Raw genomic sequence first — 16,516 nt, forward strand, 5'->3', positions numbered from 1 at the left:
CAGTAAATGTGCCATCGCACATGAAAAGATAAGCACAAAATATGAATAAAAAATCACTAAAAGGCAATAAAAATTCAGCGCGCCAGAAAGTTCGCCAGTAGCTGATGGCCCTGCTCGCTGAGAATGCTTTCCGGGTGGAACTGCACGCCTTCAAGCGCAAGGTGGCGGTGACGAATGCCCATGATCTCGCCCGCGTCCGTCCAGGCGGTTATCTCAAACTCCGCGGGCAGCGTGGCGCGGTCGATAATCAGCGAGTGATAGCGGGTCACGGTCAGCGGGTTGTTGAGCCCCGCAAACACGCCGCTGTTGGTGTGCGAAATCACTGAGGTCTTGCCGTGCATGACCTTTTCCGCGCGCACCACGGCCGCGCCGAAGGCCTGTCCGATGGCCTGATGCCCGAGGCAAACGCCGAGGATCGGCAGGTGACCGGCAAAACGCCGGATCGCCGCCAGTGAAATACCAGCTTCATTCGGCGTACAGGGGCCGGGAGAGATCACGAGGCGCGCCGGGGCGAGCGCCTCGATATCGTCGCACGTCAGTTCATCGTTGCGCCTGACCACCACCTCCGCGCCCAGCTCGCTGAAATACTGAAACAGGTTCCAGGTGAAAGAATCGTAGTTGTCGATAAGCAGTAACATGGCGGCTCCGGAAAAAAGAACCGCGCCAGTTTACTCGCTTTCCCGCGCTTCGCTCACTACGCTTGCGAAGATTTTCTCAAGCGGTGCCAGATCGCCCATCGCTCCCGCCTGGTTGGCGGCGCGCCACGCCTCAACCTCCACGCCGCGCCAGTCGAGGCTGTAGCCCGCATGCAGCGCCAGCTGTTCGAAGAAGATACGCTGGGCGCGGCCCGTACCGATACGGAACGGATGCAGCACGTTGATTTCGCAGTAGTAGTGCGCGAGGCGCGCGACAAACGCCTCGGGCTCCAGACCAATGAGATAGTCCTCATCTTCCAGCGCCTGCATCAGCGCGTTGCCCTCTGTCTCCAGATATTCGAAATGCGCAAAGCGGGTTTCACCCTGATAGATGTCCACTTCACGCAGTTCGCCCGCCCAGTCGTAGATATCCTGGAAAAGCTGGCGGTGAATGGCGCACAGGTGCGGCAGCCCGCGCTGTACCGGGCCGAGTTCCAGCGTCGCCGCGCGCAGCGAGGTCAGTTCACGCTCGGCATGTTGCAGATCCTGCGCGGCATGAATGTTCAGCCGGTTGCGCAGCACATCGCTGCCGGACCAGAAATAAGGGTCGCGCCCGTCGCCGAATTTATCGCTCATAGTGCCCCCTTAGCTCTTCAATGCGCGCCAGCGCTTCTTCGCGGGATAAGGTCACCAGAGGCACCTCAATGCCTTCCAGCCGGTTGCTGGCCTGGAAGTTCTGATTCTTTTGCGCGTCCCAGAGACGGGACTTTTGTTTGTCGGTGAGTTTCTTTGGCATTTTGCCTCCCTGAGCGTAACCCCGTGTGCCACAAGTATAAGCAGCAACAGCCGGGTTTGCCGGGAGGAGAAGCAACGCGGGCCGCAAAGCCCGCGTGAGGAAGATTACGGCAGGACTTTCGCGGAGAGGATAACGACAGGTTTGGACGGTACATTCTGGTACGGGCCGACGTCGTGAGTCTGAACCTGGGCGATTTTGTCCGCCACATCCATACCCTTCACGACTTTACCGAAAACGGCATAGCCGAAATCGCGCTGGCCGTGGTTCAGAAACGCGTTATCCGCCACGTTGATAAAGAACTGGCTGGTGGCGCTGTCTTTCTCTGCGGTGCGCGCCATCGCGATGGTGCCGCGCGCGTTTGGCAGGCCGTTATCCGCTTCGTTTTTCACCGGCGCGTTGGTCGGCTTCTGCTGCATATCCGCAGTAAAGCCGCCGCCCTGCACCATAAAGCCTGGGATCACGCGATGGAAAATCGTGTTGTTATAAAAACCGCTGTTGACGTAATCAACGAAGTTTTTCACGGTCGCCGGCGCTTTCTGGCTGTTCAGCTCCAGCTCAATATTTCCCGCAGAGGTCGTCAGCAGAACGTGCGGGTCGCCTTTTGCCGCCAGCGCAGCAGGAGACAGGGCAGAGAGAGCAAATACAGCCGCAACAGCCGCCAGAGTGGATTTGAGCATGAAGAATTCCTTACGAAGCAGAAATAAGCGAGTGGGTCGATTCTAAATAGCGATTGCATGACGTGCCAGCGATTTACCTGGATTTACGAACCAGCGCGCAGCGAAAAAGCGCTCATCGGATCTGATGCGTGAAATTCTGTGAGCCCCGTCATATAAAGCATGTCGTTTTACACGACATGTGATCAATGAATGTTTTATTGGATCACAATACCACCTAGAATGCCTGGGTTCCCGGCGCCGTCAACGCGCTTTACACTTCTATTCACAGGCCAGTCATGACTAACAGCAATCGTATTAAGCTCACATGGATCAGCTTTTTTTCCTACGCCCTTACTGGCGCGTTGGTAATCGTCACCGGGATGGTGATGGGAAATATCGCAGAATATTTCAAACTGCCCGTATCCAGCATGAGTAACACCTTCACTTTCCTGAACGCCGGGATTTTGATCTCTATCTTTTTAAACGCCTGGCTGATGGAAATCGTGCCGCTGAAAACCCAGCTGCGCTTTGGCTTCGTGTTAATGGTGCTTGCCGTGGTGGCGCTGATGTTCAGCCAGAGCCTGACGCTCTTCTCCGCCGCGATGTTTGTGCTTGGCCTGGTGAGCGGGATCACGATGTCGATCGGGACGTTCCTGATTACCCATATGTATGAAGGCCGTCAGCGCGGCTCACGCCTGCTGTTTACCGACTCCTTCTTCAGCATGGCCGGGATGATCTTCCCGATGGTCGCCGCCTTCCTGCTGGCGCGCAGCATCGAGTGGTACTGGGTCTACGCCTGCATTGGTCTGGTTTATGTCGCGATTTTCATCCTGACGTTCGGCTGCGATTTCCCGGTGCTCGGCAAACACGCCGTGAAGGAAAACCAGCCGGTCGTGAAAGAGAAATGGGGCGTGGGCGTGCTGTTCCTCTCCATCGCGGCGCTTTGCTACATTCTGGGCCAGCTCGGCTTTATCGGCTGGGTGCCGGAATACGCCACTAAAGGCCTCGGCATGAACCTGAACGACGCCGGCACGCTGGTGAGCAACTTCTGGATGTCTTACATGGTCGGCATGTGGGTCTTCAGCTTCGTGCTGCGCTTCTTTGATTTGCAGCGCATTCTGACCGTGCTGGCGGGTCTCGCCACGGTGCTGATGTACTTTTTCATCACCAGCAAGCCGGAGCATATGGCGTGGTTCATTCTGGCACTGGGCTTCTTCTCCAGCGCGATTTACACCACCATCATTACGCTCGGCTCGCAGCAGACCAAAGTCTCCTCGCCGAAACTGGTTAACTTTATCCTGACCTGCGGCACCGTCGGCACCATGCTGACCTTTATCGTGACGGGCCCGATTGTGGCGAATCACGGCCCGCAGGCGGCGCTGTTTACCGCCAACGGCCTTTACGCTGTGGTGTTCGTGATGTGCTTCGCGCTGGGCTTTGTTACCCGCCATCGCCAGCACGCGAAGGCAGAAGCGGCGCACTAAGTCTTATCTGTCCCTTCCCTGCCGGGAAGGGACATTTTTCCTCTTTCGTTTCCCTCACGCTTTGCGGTTTGCCCTCTTCTCCCGCCTCACTTTAACGCCTTCACGCCATCAATACTTCTGGCGAAAATTTGCGCCATTGCGGCACAAAAAACCGACACCCGCGAAACCTCTGTTAATTCCTGCACTTAGGAAATACCACTAAAATCAACAATATAACCATTAAGGGGTATACAAAGATGTAATTGATTTACATCAATAAGCGAGGGTGCTGAATCGTTAAGGTAGGCGGTAATAGAAAAGAAATCGAGGCAAAAATGAGCAAAGTCAGACTCGCTATTATCGGTAACGGCATGGTTGGTCACCGCTTTATCGAAGACCTTCTCGATAAAGCCGAACCAGGCCAGTTCGACATCACCGTCTTCTGTGAGGAGCCGCGCATCGCCTATGACCGCGTGCACCTCTCCTCTTATTTCTCCCATCACACCGCGGAAGAGCTTTCGCTGGTCCGTGAAGGCTACTACGACAAGCACGGTGTGAAAGTCCTGGTGGGCGAGCGCGCCATCACCATTAATCGCCAGGAGAAAGTGATCCACTCCAGCGCCGGGCGCACCGTCTTCTACGACAAACTGATCATGGCGACCGGCTCCTACCCGTGGATCCCGCCGATTAAAGGCTCCGACACCCAGGACTGCTTCGTTTACCGCACCATCGAAGATCTGAACGCGATTGAAGCCTGCGCGCGTCGCAGCAAACGCGGCGCGGTGGTTGGCGGCGGTCTGCTCGGTCTGGAAGCCGCGGGCGCGCTGAAAAACCTGGGCGTCGAAACGCACGTGATTGAATTCGCGCCGATGCTGATGGCCGAACAGCTTGACCAGATGGGCGGCGAGCAGCTGCGCCGTAAAATCGAAAGCATGGGCGTGCGAGTTCACACCAGCAAAAACACCCAGGAGATTGTCCAGCAGGGCACTGAAGCGCGTAAAACGATGCGCTTTGCCGACGGCAGCGAGCTGGAAGTGGATTTCATCGTGTTCTCCACCGGTATCCGCCCGCGCGACAAACTGGCGAAACAGTGCGATCTCGACATCGCGCCGCGCGGCGGCATTGTGATTAACGGCCAGTGCCAGACCTCCGACCCGGATATCTACGCCATTGGCGAATGCGCCAGCTGGAACAGCCGCGTGTATGGCCTCGTCGCACCGGGCTACAAAATGGCGCAGGTGGCGGTTGACCATATTCTCGGCAACGGGGGCAACCAGTTTGAAGGCGCGGATCTCAGCGCCAAGCTGAAACTGCTGGGTGTTGACGTCGGCGGCATCGGCGACGCGCATGGCCGCACGCCGAAATCACGCAGCTATGTGTTCCTCGACGAGAGCAAAGAGATCTACAAACGCCTTATCGTCAGTGAAGATAACAAAACGCTGCTCGGCGCGGTGCTGGTGGGCGACACCAGCGATTACGGCAATCTGCTGCAACTGGTGCTGAACGGCATCGAGCTGCCGGAAAACCCGGATTCCCTGATCCTCCCGGCGCACGCCGCCAGCGGTAAGCCGTCTATTGGTGTTGATAAACTGCCGGACAGCGCGCAGATTTGCTCCTGCTTTGACGTCACCAAAGGCGCGCTTATCGCCGCCATTAACAAAGGTTGTCATACCGTCGCGGCGCTGAAAGCTGAAACCAAAGCCGGTACCGGCTGCGGCGGCTGTATCCCTCTGGTCACTCAGGTGCTGAACGCTGAACTGGCGAAACAGGGCATCGAAGTGAACAACAACCTGTGTGAGCACTTCGCGTTCTCCCGCCAGGAGCTGTATCACCTCATTCGCGTCGAAGGCATTAAATCGTTCGAGGAGCTGCTGGCGAAATATGGCAAAGGCTACGGCTGTGAAGTCTGTAAGCCAACCGTCGGCTCGCTGCTGGCGTCCTGCTGGAATGAATACATTCTCAAGCCGCAGCACACGCCGCTTCAGGATACTAACGACAACTTCCTGGCGAATATCCAGAAAGACGGCACCTACTCCGTGATCCCGCGCTCGGCTGGCGGCGAGATCACCCCGGAAGGGCTGATGGAAGTGGGCCGTATCGCCCGCGAATTTAACCTCTACACCAAAATCACCGGCTCTCAGCGCATCGGCCTGTTCGGCGCGCAGAAAGACGACCTGCCGGAGATCTGGCGTCAGCTGATTGCCGCAGGCTTCGAAACCGGCCACGCCTACGCCAAAGCCTTGCGCATGGCGAAAACCTGTGTCGGCAGCACCTGGTGTCGTTATGGCGTCGGCGACAGCGTGGGCTTCGGCGTTGAGCTGGAAAACCGCTACAAAGGCATCCGCACGCCGCACAAAATGAAATTCGGCGTCTCCGGCTGTACGCGTGAATGCGCCGAGGCGCAGGGTAAAGACGTCGGCATTATCGCTACTGAGAAAGGCTGGAACCTCTATGTCTGCGGTAATGGCGGCATGAAACCGCGTCATGCGGATTTGCTGGCGGCGGATCTTGATAAAGAAACGCTGGTGCGCTATCTCGACCGCTTCATGATGTTCTACATTCGCACCGCAGACAAACTGACCCGTACCGCGCCGTGGCTGGACAATATGGAAGGCGGCATCGACTACCTGAAAAGCGTCATCATTGACGACAAGCTGGGCCTGAACAGCCAGCTCGAAGCCGAAATGACGCGTCTGCGCGAGGCGGTGATTTGCGAGTGGACCGAAACGGTCAACGATCCGCAGGCGCAGGGCCGCTTTAAACATTTCGTGAACAGCGATCGCCGTGACCCTAACGTGCAGGTGGTGCCGGAGCGCCAGCAGCACCGCCCGGCCACGCCGTATGAACGCATCCCTGTCACCTTCGTGGAGGAAACCGTATGAGTCAGTGGAACACGATTTGTTCGCTCGATGAGATCATTCCGGCGACCGGCGTTTGCGCGCTGGTCGGCGAACACCAGGTGGCGATTTTCCGCCCGCGCGCGAACGACGAGGTGTACGCCATCAGCAATATCGACCCATTTTTTGAGGCCAGCGTTCTTTCTCGCGGCATCATCGCCGAACATCAGGGCGAGTTATGGGTGGCAAGCCCGCTGAAAAAGCAGCGCTTCCGCCTACGCGATGGGCTGTGCATGGAAGATGAAAGCCGTTCTGTCGCGCACTTTGAGGCGCGCGTGAAAGACGGTCAGGTACAGGTTAAGGCGTAAATATCCCAGGTGGATACGCGCTGTGTATCCACCTGCGCGATATAAGAGCGTCAGTTCCGTAGGGTGGATAAGCGCAGCGCATCCACCACGGTGTTTTAAGGACGTCAGCCAAAAGCGCTACTTATGAAAACGCTACCAGCGTTCACATTCCGGGAGCGTTGGTAGCGTATTGGGCCAGAAGCCTTCCATATTCAGGAGTACCGCGCATAACCTGTTGGGGGTAATCCCCGCGAATACGCCTTCTGACGCCGTGTTCACGAGTTTGGGTTACTGATATGCTCCCTGAAAGCGAAGCGCCCGCAGCCTGTCGCCCACACCGCCCCACAACCCGCTCATTAAGCCCGAGAAGAAGGATACGCCGTGGATCACCTGCCGATATTTTGTCAGTTACGTCATCGCGCCTGCCTGCTGGTCGGCGGCGGCGATGTCGCAGAACGTAAGGCGCGTCTGCTGCTGGAGGCAGGCGCAGCGCTTACGGTCAACGCGCTCGCGTTCGCGCCGCAGTTTAAAGCCTGGGCAAAACAGGGCATGCTGCGCCTGGTGCAGGGCGAATTTAACGCAAGCCTGCTCGACGACTGCTGGCTGGCTATCGCCGCCACGGACGATGACGCGGTAAATAATCAGGTCAGCGAGGCCGCCGAAGCGCGCCGTATCTTCTGCAACGTGGTGGATGCGCCAAAACAGGCGAGCTTCATCATGCCCTCGATTATCGACCGCTCGCCGCTGATGGTGGCCATCTCCTCTGGCGGCACGTCACCCGTGCTTGCACGCCTGTTGCGCGAAAAGCTCGAAGCGCTGCTGCCTCAACACCTCGGTAAAGTCGCGGGATATGCCGGACAGTTGCGCCGCCGCGTGAAGCAAACTTTCACCTCCATGAGCGAACGCCGCCGCTTCTGGGAGAAGTTTTTCGTTAACGACCGCCTCGCGCAGTCGCTCGCCAATGACGATGAACAGGCCGTCACCCGTATTACCGAAACGCTGCTGAGTGAACCGCTTGACGATCGCGGCGAAGTCGTACTGGTGGGCGCGGGCCCTGGCGATCCGGGCCTGCTGACGCTCAAAGGGCTTCAGCAGATCCAACAGGCGGATATCGTGGTCTATGACCGTCTGGTCTCCGATGAGATTATGAATCTGGTGCGCCGCGACGCCGATCGCGTGTTCGTGGGCAAACGCGCGGGCTATCACTGCGTGCCGCAGGAGGAGATAAACCAGATCCTGCTGCGCGAAGCCCAGCGCGGCAAACGCGTGGTGCGCCTGAAAGGCGGCGATCCGTTTATCTTCGGGCGCGGCGGCGAAGAACTGGAAACGCTCTGCGACGCGGGCATTCCTTTCTCTGTGGTACCGGGCATCACCGCGGCGTCGGGCTGTTCAGCCTACGCCGGGCTGCCGCTGACCCACCGCGATTACGCCCAGAGCGTGCGGCTTATCACCGGACATCTGAAAAACGGCGGTGAGTTTGACTGGCATAATCTCGCCGCCGAAAAACAGACGCTGGTGTTCTACATGGGGTTAAACCAGGCCGCCGCCATCCAGGAAAAACTGATTGAACACGGCATGGATCCGCAGATGCCGGTAGCGCTGGTGGAAAACGGCACCAGCGTCAAACAGCGCGTGGTCGCAGGCGTACTCACCGAGCTTGGCGCGCTGGCGCAACGCGTGGAAAGCCCGAGCCTGATTATTGTCGGCCGTGTCGTGGCGCTGCGCGATAAACTCAACTGGTTCTCGTCTAAATAACCTCTCTCAGGCCAGCCTCGCTGGCCTGAAACTTTCTTTCCTTACCTTTCAAAGACATAGCATTAAAATATATTACATATCGCTAACATGCGGTGATTTTGTGATCTGCCTCGCCAACACAATTCATTATGTGTTGTTATATTCGTTATGCGTCATCTCATCATGAAAACAGCCTGACGGCATTCCGCGACCCCATCTGACGGGTCGTGCGGCCTCCTGCTGCCTTCATCCGGGCGACGCGCTCTGAATCCTACAACCCTGTTCAATACTAAAAAGGTAACGATATGGAAGGCCAGGAACTCCAACGCAAGCTCGGCTTCTGGGCCGTGCTGGCCATTTCCGTCGGAACGACCGTCGGTTCCGGTATTTTCGTTTCGGTTGGTGAAGTGGCGAAAGCAGCAGGCACGCCGTGGCTCACGGTGCTCGCGTTTGTCATTGGTGGTTTGATTGTGATCCCGCAGATGTGCGTTTACGCGGAGCTCTCTACCGCTTACCCCGAGAACGGCGCTGATTACGTGTATCTCAAAAACGCCGGCAGCCGCCCGCTGGCGTTCCTCTCCGGCTGGGCCAGCTTCTGGGCCAACGACGCGCCGTCGCTCTCCATCATGGCGCTCGCCATTGTCAGTAACTTCGGGTTTCTGGTGCCGCTCGATCCGCTTACCGGCAAGCTCGTCGCAACCGCGCTTATCCTCGCGTTTATGCTGCTGCACCTGCGCTCGGTGGAAGGCGGCGCGACGTTCCAGACGCTGATTACCATCGCCAAAATCATTCCTTTCGCGATTGTGATTGGCATCGGCGTCTTCTGGCTGAAGGGCGATAACTTCACAGCGCCGGCCACCAATGCCACCACCAGCGCGGCGGCGGGCATCATGGCGCTGCTGGCGGGGATCTCGGCTACCAGCTGGTCCTACACCGGCATGGCGTCCATCTGCTACATGACCGGCGAAATCAAAAACCCTGGCAAAACCATGCCGCGGGCGCTGATTGGCTCCTGCCTGCTGGTGCTGGTGCTCTACTCGCTGCTGGCGCTGGTTATCTCCGGGCTGATGCCGTTCGACAAACTCGCCGCCTCTGAAACGCCGATTTCCGACGCGCTGACTTACATTCCGGCGCTTGGCAGCGTGGCGGGCGTATTTGTCGCCATTACCGCCATGATCGTTATTTTAGGTTCGCTCTCCAGCTGCGTGATGTATCAGCCGCGTCTCGAATACGCGATGGCGAAAGACAACCTGTTCTTCAAATGCTTCGGCCACGTGCACCCGAAATACAACACGCCGGATGTCTCCATCATTTTGCAGTGCGCGCTGGGCATCTTCTTCATCTTCGTGTCAGACCTCACCAGCCTGCTCGGCTATTTCACCCTGGTGATGTGCTTTAAAAACACGCTCACCTTCGGCTCCATCATCTGGTGTCGCAAGCGTGAGGATTACCAACCGCTGTGGCGCACCCCGGCCTTCGGCCTCATGACCTTCGCCGCCATCGCCTCAAGCCTGATTCTGGTCGCCTCCACCTTCGTGTGGGCACCGGTTCCCGGCCTTATCTGCGCCCTGATTGTTATCGCCACCGGCCTGCCCGCTTACGCCTTCTGGGAAAAGCGCAACCGCCGTCTGGCTCATGTTTCTTAACCCTGTCTGGAGAGTTGTTTCATGTTGAATATCGATAAAAGCACCGTGGATTTCCTGGTTACCGAAAATATGGTTCAGGAGGTAGAAAAAATTCTGGAAAAGGATGTGCCGCGCGTACACGCCATCGTGGATGAGATGATCCAGCGCGGTATTGACCGCATCTATTTCGTCGCCTGCGGCTCGCCACTAAACGCGGCACAGACGGCGAAGCACCTGGCGGATCGTTACTCAAGCCTTCAGGTTTACGCGCTTTCCGGCTGGGAGTTTTGCGACAACACGCCGCACCGCCTTGATGCGAAGTGCGCGGTGATTGGCGTCTCCGACTACGGCAAAACCGAAGAAGTCATTAAGGCGCTGGAGCTGGGTGCGGCCTGCGGCGCACTGACCGCCGCGTTCACCAAGCGCCCGGACAGCCCGATCGTGCAGGCCGCTGAACACGTGGTGGCGTATGAAGCTGACTGCATCTGGGAAATTCATCTGCTGCTCTGCTACAGCGTGGTGCTGGAGATGATCACCCGTCAGGCGCCGCACGCGGAGATCGGCAAAATCAAAAACGACTTGCGCAAGCTGCCGCAGGCGCTGGGCCATCTGGTGCGCACCTGGGAAGACAAAGGCCGCCAGCTCGGCGAGCAGGCGTCGCAGTGGCCGATGATCTACACCGTTTCCGCAGGCCCGCTGCGCCCGCTCGGCTACAAAGAGGGGATCGTGACGCTGATGGAGTTTACCTGGACGCATGGCTCGGTGATTGAGAGCGGCGAATTCCGCCACGGGCCGCTGGAGATTGTCGAGCCGGGCGTGCCGTTCCTGTTCCTGCTTGGCAACGATGAGAGCCGCCACACCACCGAGCGCGCGATCCGCTTTGTACGCGAGCGTACCGATAACGTCATCGTCATCGACTACGCGGAGATTTCCCAGGGGCTGCACCCGTGGCTCGCGCCGTTCCTGATGTTCGTGCCGATGGAGTGGCTCTGCTACTACCTCTCCATCTACAAAGACCACAACCCGGACGACCGTCGTTACTACGGCGGCATTGTTGAATATTAATCCCCGCCCGGCCCCTGCGGGGGCCGGATATTGATGCAAGGAGAAGGGTTATGAAAACGGGTATGTTTACCTGCGGGCATCAGCGGCTGCCGCTGGAGCACGCCTTTCGCGACGCGCACGAACTGGGTTATGACGGGCTGGAGCTGTGGGGCGGCAGGCCGCACGCGTTTGCGCCGGATCTCAACGCAGGCGGCATTCGTCAGGTAAAAGAGCTTTCCCGCGTTTATCAGATGCCGATCATCGGCTACACGCCGGAAACCAACGGGTATCCCTATAACATGATGCTGGGCGACGAGCGGATGCGCCGCGAAAGCCTCGACATGATCAAACTCGCCATGGAAATGGCCAAAGAGATGGACGCAGGCTTTACGCTGATTTCCGCGGCCCACGCGGGCTACCTCACCGGGCCTGATGCCATCTGGCAGCGCCTCGCCGATAACCTGCGCGAGCTGTGCGAATTCGCCGAAGAGATCGGCATCGATCTGCTGCTGGAGCCGCTCACGCCGTATGAATCCAACGTCGTGTGCAACGCGAACGACGTGCTGCGGGCGCTCTCGCTGGTGCCGTCGCCGCGCCTCTACAGCATGGTTGATATCTGCGCGCCGTTTGTGCAGGGGGAGCCGGTGATGAGTTACTTCGACAAGCTCGGCGATAAGCTGCGCCATCTGCATATCGTCGACAGCGACGGCGCGAGCGACAGCCACTACATCCCCGGCGAAGGCAAAATGCCGCTGCGCGAGCTGATGCGCGACATTATCGATCGCGGCTACGACGGCTATTGCACTATCGAGATGGTGACGATGTATATGAATGAGCCGCGGCTTTACGCTCGCCAGGCGCTGGCGCGCTTTCGCGACCTGCAGCCACAGGAGGCGCTATGAAAACACTGGCGACAGTCGGTGATAACTGCGTGGATATCTACCCGCAGCTTGGCAAAGCGTTCTCCGGCGGCAACGCGGTAAACGTGGCGGTGTACAGCACCCGCTACGGAATGCGGCCCGCCTGCGTCAGTTGGGCCGGCGATGACGACTATGGCGACATGCTGAAACAGGATCTGGCGCGCCACGGTGTCGATATCTCACACCTGCATACCAGACCGGGCGTCACGGCGCAGACCCAGGTGGAGCTTCGCAACAATGACCGCATTCTTGGCGACTACACCGAAGGCGTGATGGCGGGCTTTACGGTGAGCGATGAGGATCTGCGCTGGCTCACAGGGTTCGATATGATTCACTCCGCCATCTGGGGCCATGCCGACGCTGCTTTTCCGGCGCTTCACGCTGCCGGGAAGACGCTGTCATTTGATTTTGCCGACAAATGGGAAAGCCCGCTGTGGCGCACGCTGCCGGAGCATCTGGATTATGCGTTTGCCTCCGCGCATGACGAGACGCCCTGGCTGCGCGACCGTCTGCAAACGGTGGTGGAGTGCGGCGCGGGCGTCGCCATCGCCACGCTCGGCGAGAACGGCAGTCTGGCGTGGGATGGCACGCAGTTCTGGCGCATGCCGCCGGAGCAGGTTGAGGTGGTGGATACGATGGGAGCCGGAGATTCGTACATCGCCGGTTTCCTGTGCGCTGTCGCCGCCGGGCTGCCGCTCATCGATGCCATGAAACAGGGTACGCAGTGCGCGGCGAGAACGCTTGGCTATCACGGTGCCTGGTAAGGTCTGCGTTGGCGTGACGCAACTCACGCCAACGCCCTGTCACTCCTCAATAAACGCTCTTATAATCATCCGCACGTTTTCTACAACTTCAGGGTCGATACATGCCAGCTACGGAGCGCTACTCTCATCAACTCCTTTACGCCACCGTCCGACAGCGTCTGCTTGATGACATCGGGCAAGGTGTTTATCAGGCCGGCCAGCAGATCCCTACTGAAAGCGAGTTGTGTACGCTCTATAACGTCAGCCGCATTACCATTCGCAAGGCGATTAGCGATCTGGTGAAAGATGGCGTTCTGATCCGCTGGCAGGGTAAAGGCACGTTCGTGCAGAGCAAGAAAGTGGAAAATGCCCTGCTGACTGTGAGCGGCTTTACCGATTTCGGCGTATCGCAGGGCAAGCCCACTAAAGAAGAAGTGATTGAACAGACACGCGTCAGCGCCGATCCGTTCTGCGAACGCCTGAATATTCCGGGCGGCAGCGAGATGTTCCTGCTGCGCCGGGTGATGTATCTCGATGGCGAACCGCTGTTTATCGACGCCTCGTGGATCCCGCTCTCCCGCTATCCGCAGTTTGACGCGTTCTACAGCGCCGGCGCGTCAACCTATCAGCTGTTTCAGGAACGCTTCAATACGCAGGTGGTGAGCGATAAAAAGACCATCGATATTTTCACCGCCACCAAAGCCGAAGCGCAGTGGCTGAAATGCGAACTGGGCGAGCCGCTGTTTCGCATCAGCAAAATCGCCTACGACCAGCACCAGAAACCCGTGCACTATTCCGAGTTGTTCTGCCGCGCTAATCGCGTCACGCTGACCATCGACAACCAGCGGCGCTGAACACCCGCGCCCGCGCGGTTTTTCCTGTTGTGCAAGTCCTGTTACTGACGTTGACTTCCCCTGCCTGAAACCGCATAAAGTCGTCCCGTTATGAATCGTCATAAAAACATTCATATCAGCTATTTAGGACACTTTATCTATAGGGATGCATAATGAAACACGTCATTAAACTCGCGATGCTGGCCGCCGTACTCTCCTCACTGACCGCTTGTACCGGCCATGTCGAAAATAAAAACAAAACCTGCAGCTATGACTATCTGCTTCACCCGGCGATTTCTATTTCGAAAATGATCGGCGGCTGCGGCCCGGCAGCGGACCAGTAATACGCCTGCGCTGAGCAATAAAAAACCACCTCCTGAGAGGTGGTTTCACTGTGACACGCAAAACCGGGCTGACCCGGTTTTTTATTACGGCTGCGCCACAAACCCGATGGCTTCATACACTTTCTTCAGCGTTTCGCCAGCGTGCGCGCGGGCTTTCTCGGCCCCTTCTTTCATCACGCTTTGCAGGAAGGCTTCGTCGTTGCGGTAGCGGTGATAGCGCTCCTGAAGCTCGGTGAGCATACCGGAGACGGCATCCGCCACTTCGCCTTTCAGATGACCATACATTTTGCCTTCGAAATGCTGCTCCAGCTCCGGGATGCTCTGGCCGGTCACGGCGGAGAGGATATCGAGCAGGTTAGAGACGCCCGCTTTGTTCGCCACATCGTAGCGCACCACCGGCGGCTCGTCGGAATCGGTCACCGCGCGTTTGATTTTCTTCACAACGGATTTCGGATCTTCCAGCAGGCCGATGACGTTATTGCGGTTGTCATCCGACTTGGACATCTTTTTGGTCGGCTCCAGCAGTGACATCACGCGCGCGCCCGATTTCGGGATGAACGGCTCCGGCACACGGAAAATGTCGCCGTAGATGGCATTAAAGCGCTGCGCGATATCGCGGCTCAGCTCCAGGTGCTGTTTCTGATCTTCGCCCACCGGCACCAGATTGGTCTGGTACAGCAGGATATCCGCCGCCATCAGCACCGGGTAATCAAACAGACCGGCGTTGATGTTTTCCGCATAGCGCGCGGATTTATCTTTGAACTGCGTCATGCGGCTCAGTTCGCCGAAATAGGTGTAGCAGTTCAGCGCCCAGCCCAGCTGCGCGTGCTCCGGCACGTGAGACTGCACGAAGATGGTGCTCTTTTTCGGGTCGATGCCGCAGGCGAGGTAGAGCGCCAGCGTATCCAGCGTGGCTTTGCGCAGCGCGGCCGGGTCCTGACGCACAGTGATGGCATGCTGATCCACGATGCAGTAGATGCAGTGGTAGTCGTCCTGCATGTTAACCCACTGACGCAGCGCACCCATGTAGTTACCGATGGTCAGTTCTCCGGATGGCTGTGCGCCACTAAAAACGATGGGCTTACTCATTTTTCAATTCCTGATTGTCACTGTGGGGGAGCCCGAACGCGGGCAGTAAGTCGCGGAAATGGTCAAAGACGAAATCCGGGTGGCTTAACGTTATCGCTTCACCGTAGTTATAGCCATAGCTCAGGCCGACGCTTGCGCAGCCAGCGGCCTGCGCCGCCTGAATATCATTGCGTGAATCGCCGACAAAGAGCAACTCCTGCGCTGTCACCTGCAACGCGTCCATAACTTTCAGAAGCGGCTCCGGGTGCGGTTTTTTATTCTGCACATCATCGCCGCCAATAATAATGCTGAAATGGTCTGCGATACCGAGCGATTCCAGCATCGGGGCCACAAACGGCGTCGGCTTATTGGTGACCAGCCCGAGCACGAGACCATGACGGCGCAGCGCGTCTAGCGTCTCGGCCACATCCGGGAACAGCGCGCTGCCCGCCTCGACGGCCTCGCCATAATAGCGGTCAAACAGACGGCGCATCATGCGGCGCTGCTCTTCTTCCGGGATGTCGTCGGTTTGCGCAGGTTTACCCGCGGCGGCGCGAAGCGCGGCTTTCTCCTGACGCGCCCAGGTCAGCGCGCGCTCGATAAGCACATCGGCACCGTTGCCAATCCAGGTAATGACGCGCGCGTCGCCCGCGGTCGGCAGTTCCAGCGCATAGAGCGCGTTGTCCACCGCCCAGGTCAGGCCCGGCGCGCTGTCTACCAGCGTACCGTCGAGATCGAAAGCGACAGCGCGGATTTTTTGCAGCTTATCCATGAGAAACCTTTGCCAGCTCGCTACGCATATCGTTGATGACTTTCTGATAATCCGGCTCGTTGAAAATGGCCGACCCCGCGACAAACATATCGGCACCCGCCGCGGCGATAGCGCCGATATTGCTGACCTTCACGCCGCCGTCTACTTCCAGGCGGATGTCGCGCCCTGAGGCGTCGATGCGCTGGCGCACTTCTTTAAGCTTCTCCAGCGTCTGCGGGATAAATGACTGACCGCCGAAGCCGGGGTTGACCGACATCAGCAGAATCACGTCCAGTTTATCCATCACGTAATCGAGATAGCTCAGCGGCGTCGCCGGGTTAAAAACCAGGCCCGCTTTGCAGCCGTGTTCTTTGATCAGTTGCAGCGAACGGTCGATATGCTCGGAGGCTTCCGGGTGGAACGTAATGATGCTGGCACCCGCGTCGGCGAAATCGGGGATCAGGCGATCCACCGGTTTTACCATCAGATGCACGTCGATGGGCGCGGTAATACCGTAATCGCGCAGCGCCTTCAGCACCATCGGCCCGATGGTGAGGTTTGGCACATAGTGGTTATCCATAACATCGAAATGGACGACGTCGGCACCGGCGGCCAGCACCCGTGCGGTGTCTTCACCCAGCCGGGCAAAGTCGGCCGACAGAATCGAGGGGGCAATCAAATACTGTTTCATCCGCTTCTCCATTAAGTCTTGTGTGTATG

The 16,516-nt window shown here is 58.1% G+C and carries 17 protein-coding genes; 10 read left to right on the forward strand and 7 right to left on the reverse strand.

The annotated features are described in order from the left end of the window. Positions 1–74: 74 nt before the first annotated feature. From G6041_RS19625 to ppiA, 4 genes are all read right to left on the reverse strand, one after another. Positions 75–638, reverse strand: a complete 564-nt coding sequence (locus G6041_RS19625) for an aminodeoxychorismate synthase component II (RefSeq protein WP_012126407.1) — start codon at positions 636–638, stop codon at positions 75–77. A gap of 30 nt (positions 639–668) precedes the next feature. Further along, complete coding sequence (locus G6041_RS19630; protein WP_004386591.1) at positions 669–1,271, reverse strand: putative adenosine monophosphate-protein transferase Fic; 603 nt, start codon at positions 1,269–1,271, stop codon at positions 669–671. Then, the gene (locus G6041_RS19635) at positions 1,261–1,431 is read right to left on the reverse strand and encodes a YhfG family protein (protein WP_004386590.1); all 171 of its coding nucleotides are present in this window, start codon (positions 1,429–1,431) and stop codon (positions 1,261–1,263) included. The genes G6041_RS19630 and G6041_RS19635 overlap by 11 nt, the downstream gene beginning before the upstream one ends. A 104-nt stretch (positions 1,432–1,535) precedes the next feature. Beyond that, the gene (ppiA, locus tag G6041_RS19640; protein WP_004386589.1) at positions 1,536–2,108 is read right to left on the reverse strand and encodes a peptidylprolyl isomerase A; all 573 of its coding nucleotides are present in this window, start codon (positions 2,106–2,108) and stop codon (positions 1,536–1,538) included. Positions 2,109–2,383: 275 nt separating this feature from the next. Here ppiA and tsgA point away from each other — a divergent pair, with 275 nt between their 5' ends. The 10 genes from tsgA to G6041_RS19690 all read left to right on the forward strand — a co-directional run bounded on the left by tsgA (position 2,384) and on the right by G6041_RS19690 (position 13,977). Further along, on the forward strand, positions 2,384–3,571 hold the full coding sequence (gene tsgA, locus G6041_RS19645) for an MFS transporter TsgA (protein ID WP_007871557.1): 1,188 nt from the start codon (positions 2,384–2,386) through the stop codon (positions 3,569–3,571). 314 nt (positions 3,572–3,885) lie between these two features. After that, entirely contained in the window at positions 3,886–6,432 is a 2,547-nt protein-coding gene (gene nirB, locus G6041_RS19650) for a nitrite reductase large subunit NirB (protein ID WP_166491680.1), read from the forward strand. Beyond that, entirely contained in the window at positions 6,429–6,755 is a 327-nt protein-coding gene (gene nirD / locus G6041_RS19655) for a nitrite reductase small subunit NirD (RefSeq protein WP_007775045.1), read from the forward strand. The genes nirB and nirD overlap by 4 nt, the downstream gene beginning before the upstream one ends. Before the next feature lie 360 nt (positions 6,756–7,115). Beyond that, positions 7,116–8,489: a siroheme synthase CysG gene (gene cysG / locus G6041_RS19660; RefSeq protein ID WP_012126406.1), complete on the forward strand. Its 1,374-nt coding sequence runs from the start codon at positions 7,116–7,118 to the stop codon at positions 8,487–8,489. 284 nt (positions 8,490–8,773) lie between these two features. Further along, complete coding sequence (gene frlA / locus G6041_RS19665; protein ID WP_012126405.1) at positions 8,774–10,114, forward strand: fructoselysine/psicoselysine transporter FrlA; 1,341 nt, start codon at positions 8,774–8,776, stop codon at positions 10,112–10,114. A gap of 21 nt (positions 10,115–10,135) precedes the next feature. Continuing rightward, the gene (gene frlB / locus G6041_RS19670; RefSeq protein WP_004386584.1) at positions 10,136–11,158 is read left to right on the forward strand and encodes a fructoselysine 6-phosphate deglycase; all 1,023 of its coding nucleotides are present in this window, start codon (positions 10,136–10,138) and stop codon (positions 11,156–11,158) included. Between the two features lie 50 nt (positions 11,159–11,208). Beyond that, the gene (gene frlC, locus G6041_RS19675; RefSeq protein ID WP_012126404.1) at positions 11,209–12,039 is read left to right on the forward strand and encodes a fructoselysine 3-epimerase; all 831 of its coding nucleotides are present in this window, start codon (positions 11,209–11,211) and stop codon (positions 12,037–12,039) included. Next, positions 12,036–12,821 carry a fructoselysine 6-kinase gene (gene frlD / locus G6041_RS19680; protein ID WP_012126403.1) on the forward strand — a complete coding sequence of 262 codons (786 nt, stop codon included), beginning with the start codon at positions 12,036–12,038 and terminating at the stop codon, positions 12,819–12,821. The genes frlC and frlD overlap by 4 nt, the downstream gene beginning before the upstream one ends. A 101-nt stretch (positions 12,822–12,922) precedes the next feature. Further along, the gene (locus G6041_RS19685) at positions 12,923–13,654 is read left to right on the forward strand and encodes a GntR family transcriptional regulator (RefSeq protein ID WP_012126402.1); all 732 of its coding nucleotides are present in this window, start codon (positions 12,923–12,925) and stop codon (positions 13,652–13,654) included. Positions 13,655–13,806: 152 nt separating this feature from the next. Continuing rightward, complete coding sequence (locus tag G6041_RS19690; RefSeq protein ID WP_007775025.1) at positions 13,807–13,977, forward strand: YhfL family protein; 171 nt, start codon at positions 13,807–13,809, stop codon at positions 13,975–13,977. A gap of 84 nt (positions 13,978–14,061) precedes the next feature. Here G6041_RS19690 and trpS read toward each other — a convergent pair whose 3' ends face one another. From trpS to rpe, 3 genes are read right to left on the reverse strand one after another with little or no spacing between them, the layout of a single operon-like run. After that, a complete protein-coding gene (gene trpS, locus G6041_RS19695; protein ID WP_004386579.1) occupies positions 14,062–15,066 on the reverse strand; it encodes a tryptophan--tRNA ligase in 1,005 nt (334 codons plus the stop codon). Further along, on the reverse strand, positions 15,059–15,817 hold the full coding sequence (gene gph, locus G6041_RS19700) for a phosphoglycolate phosphatase (protein WP_012126400.1): 759 nt from the start codon (positions 15,815–15,817) through the stop codon (positions 15,059–15,061). Before gph ends, trpS begins: the two co-directional genes overlap by 8 nt. Beyond that, positions 15,810–16,487, reverse strand: a complete 678-nt coding sequence (gene rpe, locus G6041_RS19705) for a ribulose-phosphate 3-epimerase (RefSeq protein WP_007753071.1) — start codon at positions 16,485–16,487, stop codon at positions 15,810–15,812. The genes gph and rpe overlap by 8 nt, the downstream gene beginning before the upstream one ends. Between the last annotated feature and the right edge of the window lie 29 nt (positions 16,488–16,516).

The sequence above is a fragment of the Cronobacter sp. HA18003 genome, from assembly GCF_011605905.1.
In the GTDB taxonomy this organism is placed as follows: Bacteria; Pseudomonadota; Gammaproteobacteria; order Enterobacterales; family Enterobacteriaceae; genus Cronobacter; species Cronobacter sakazakii.

Excerpts from the sequence above, each read along its gene's own strand:
- G6041_RS19625 (WP_012126407.1), bottom strand. The coding sequence starts at position 638 with ATGTTACTGCTTATCGACAACTACGATTCTTTCACCTGGAACCTGTTT.
- G6041_RS19630 (WP_004386591.1), bottom strand. The coding sequence starts at position 1,271 with ATGAGCGATAAATTCGGCGACGGGCGCGACCCTTATTTCTGGTCCGGC.
- G6041_RS19635 (WP_004386590.1), bottom strand. The coding sequence starts at position 1,431 with ATGCCAAAGAAACTCACCGACAAACAAAAGTCCCGTCTCTGGGACGCG.
- ppiA (WP_004386589.1), bottom strand. The coding sequence starts at position 2,108 with ATGCTCAAATCCACTCTGGCGGCTGTTGCGGCTGTATTTGCTCTCTCT.
- tsgA (WP_007871557.1), top strand. The coding sequence starts at position 2,384 with ATGACTAACAGCAATCGTATTAAGCTCACATGGATCAGCTTTTTTTCC.
- nirB (WP_166491680.1), top strand. The coding sequence starts at position 3,886 with ATGAGCAAAGTCAGACTCGCTATTATCGGTAACGGCATGGTTGGTCAC.
- nirD (WP_007775045.1), top strand. The coding sequence starts at position 6,429 with ATGAGTCAGTGGAACACGATTTGTTCGCTCGATGAGATCATTCCGGCG.
- frlA (WP_012126405.1), top strand. The coding sequence starts at position 8,774 with ATGGAAGGCCAGGAACTCCAACGCAAGCTCGGCTTCTGGGCCGTGCTG.
- frlB (WP_004386584.1), top strand. The coding sequence starts at position 10,136 with ATGTTGAATATCGATAAAAGCACCGTGGATTTCCTGGTTACCGAAAAT.
- frlC (WP_012126404.1), top strand. The coding sequence starts at position 11,209 with ATGAAAACGGGTATGTTTACCTGCGGGCATCAGCGGCTGCCGCTGGAG.
- frlD (WP_012126403.1), top strand. The coding sequence starts at position 12,036 with ATGAAAACACTGGCGACAGTCGGTGATAACTGCGTGGATATCTACCCG.
- G6041_RS19685 (WP_012126402.1), top strand. The coding sequence starts at position 12,923 with ATGCCAGCTACGGAGCGCTACTCTCATCAACTCCTTTACGCCACCGTC.
- G6041_RS19690 (WP_007775025.1), top strand. The coding sequence starts at position 13,807 with ATGAAACACGTCATTAAACTCGCGATGCTGGCCGCCGTACTCTCCTCA.
- trpS (WP_004386579.1), bottom strand. The coding sequence starts at position 15,066 with ATGAGTAAGCCCATCGTTTTTAGTGGCGCACAGCCATCCGGAGAACTG.
- gph (WP_012126400.1), bottom strand. The coding sequence starts at position 15,817 with ATGGATAAGCTGCAAAAAATCCGCGCTGTCGCTTTCGATCTCGACGGT.
- rpe (WP_007753071.1), bottom strand. The coding sequence starts at position 16,487 with ATGAAACAGTATTTGATTGCCCCCTCGATTCTGTCGGCCGACTTTGCC.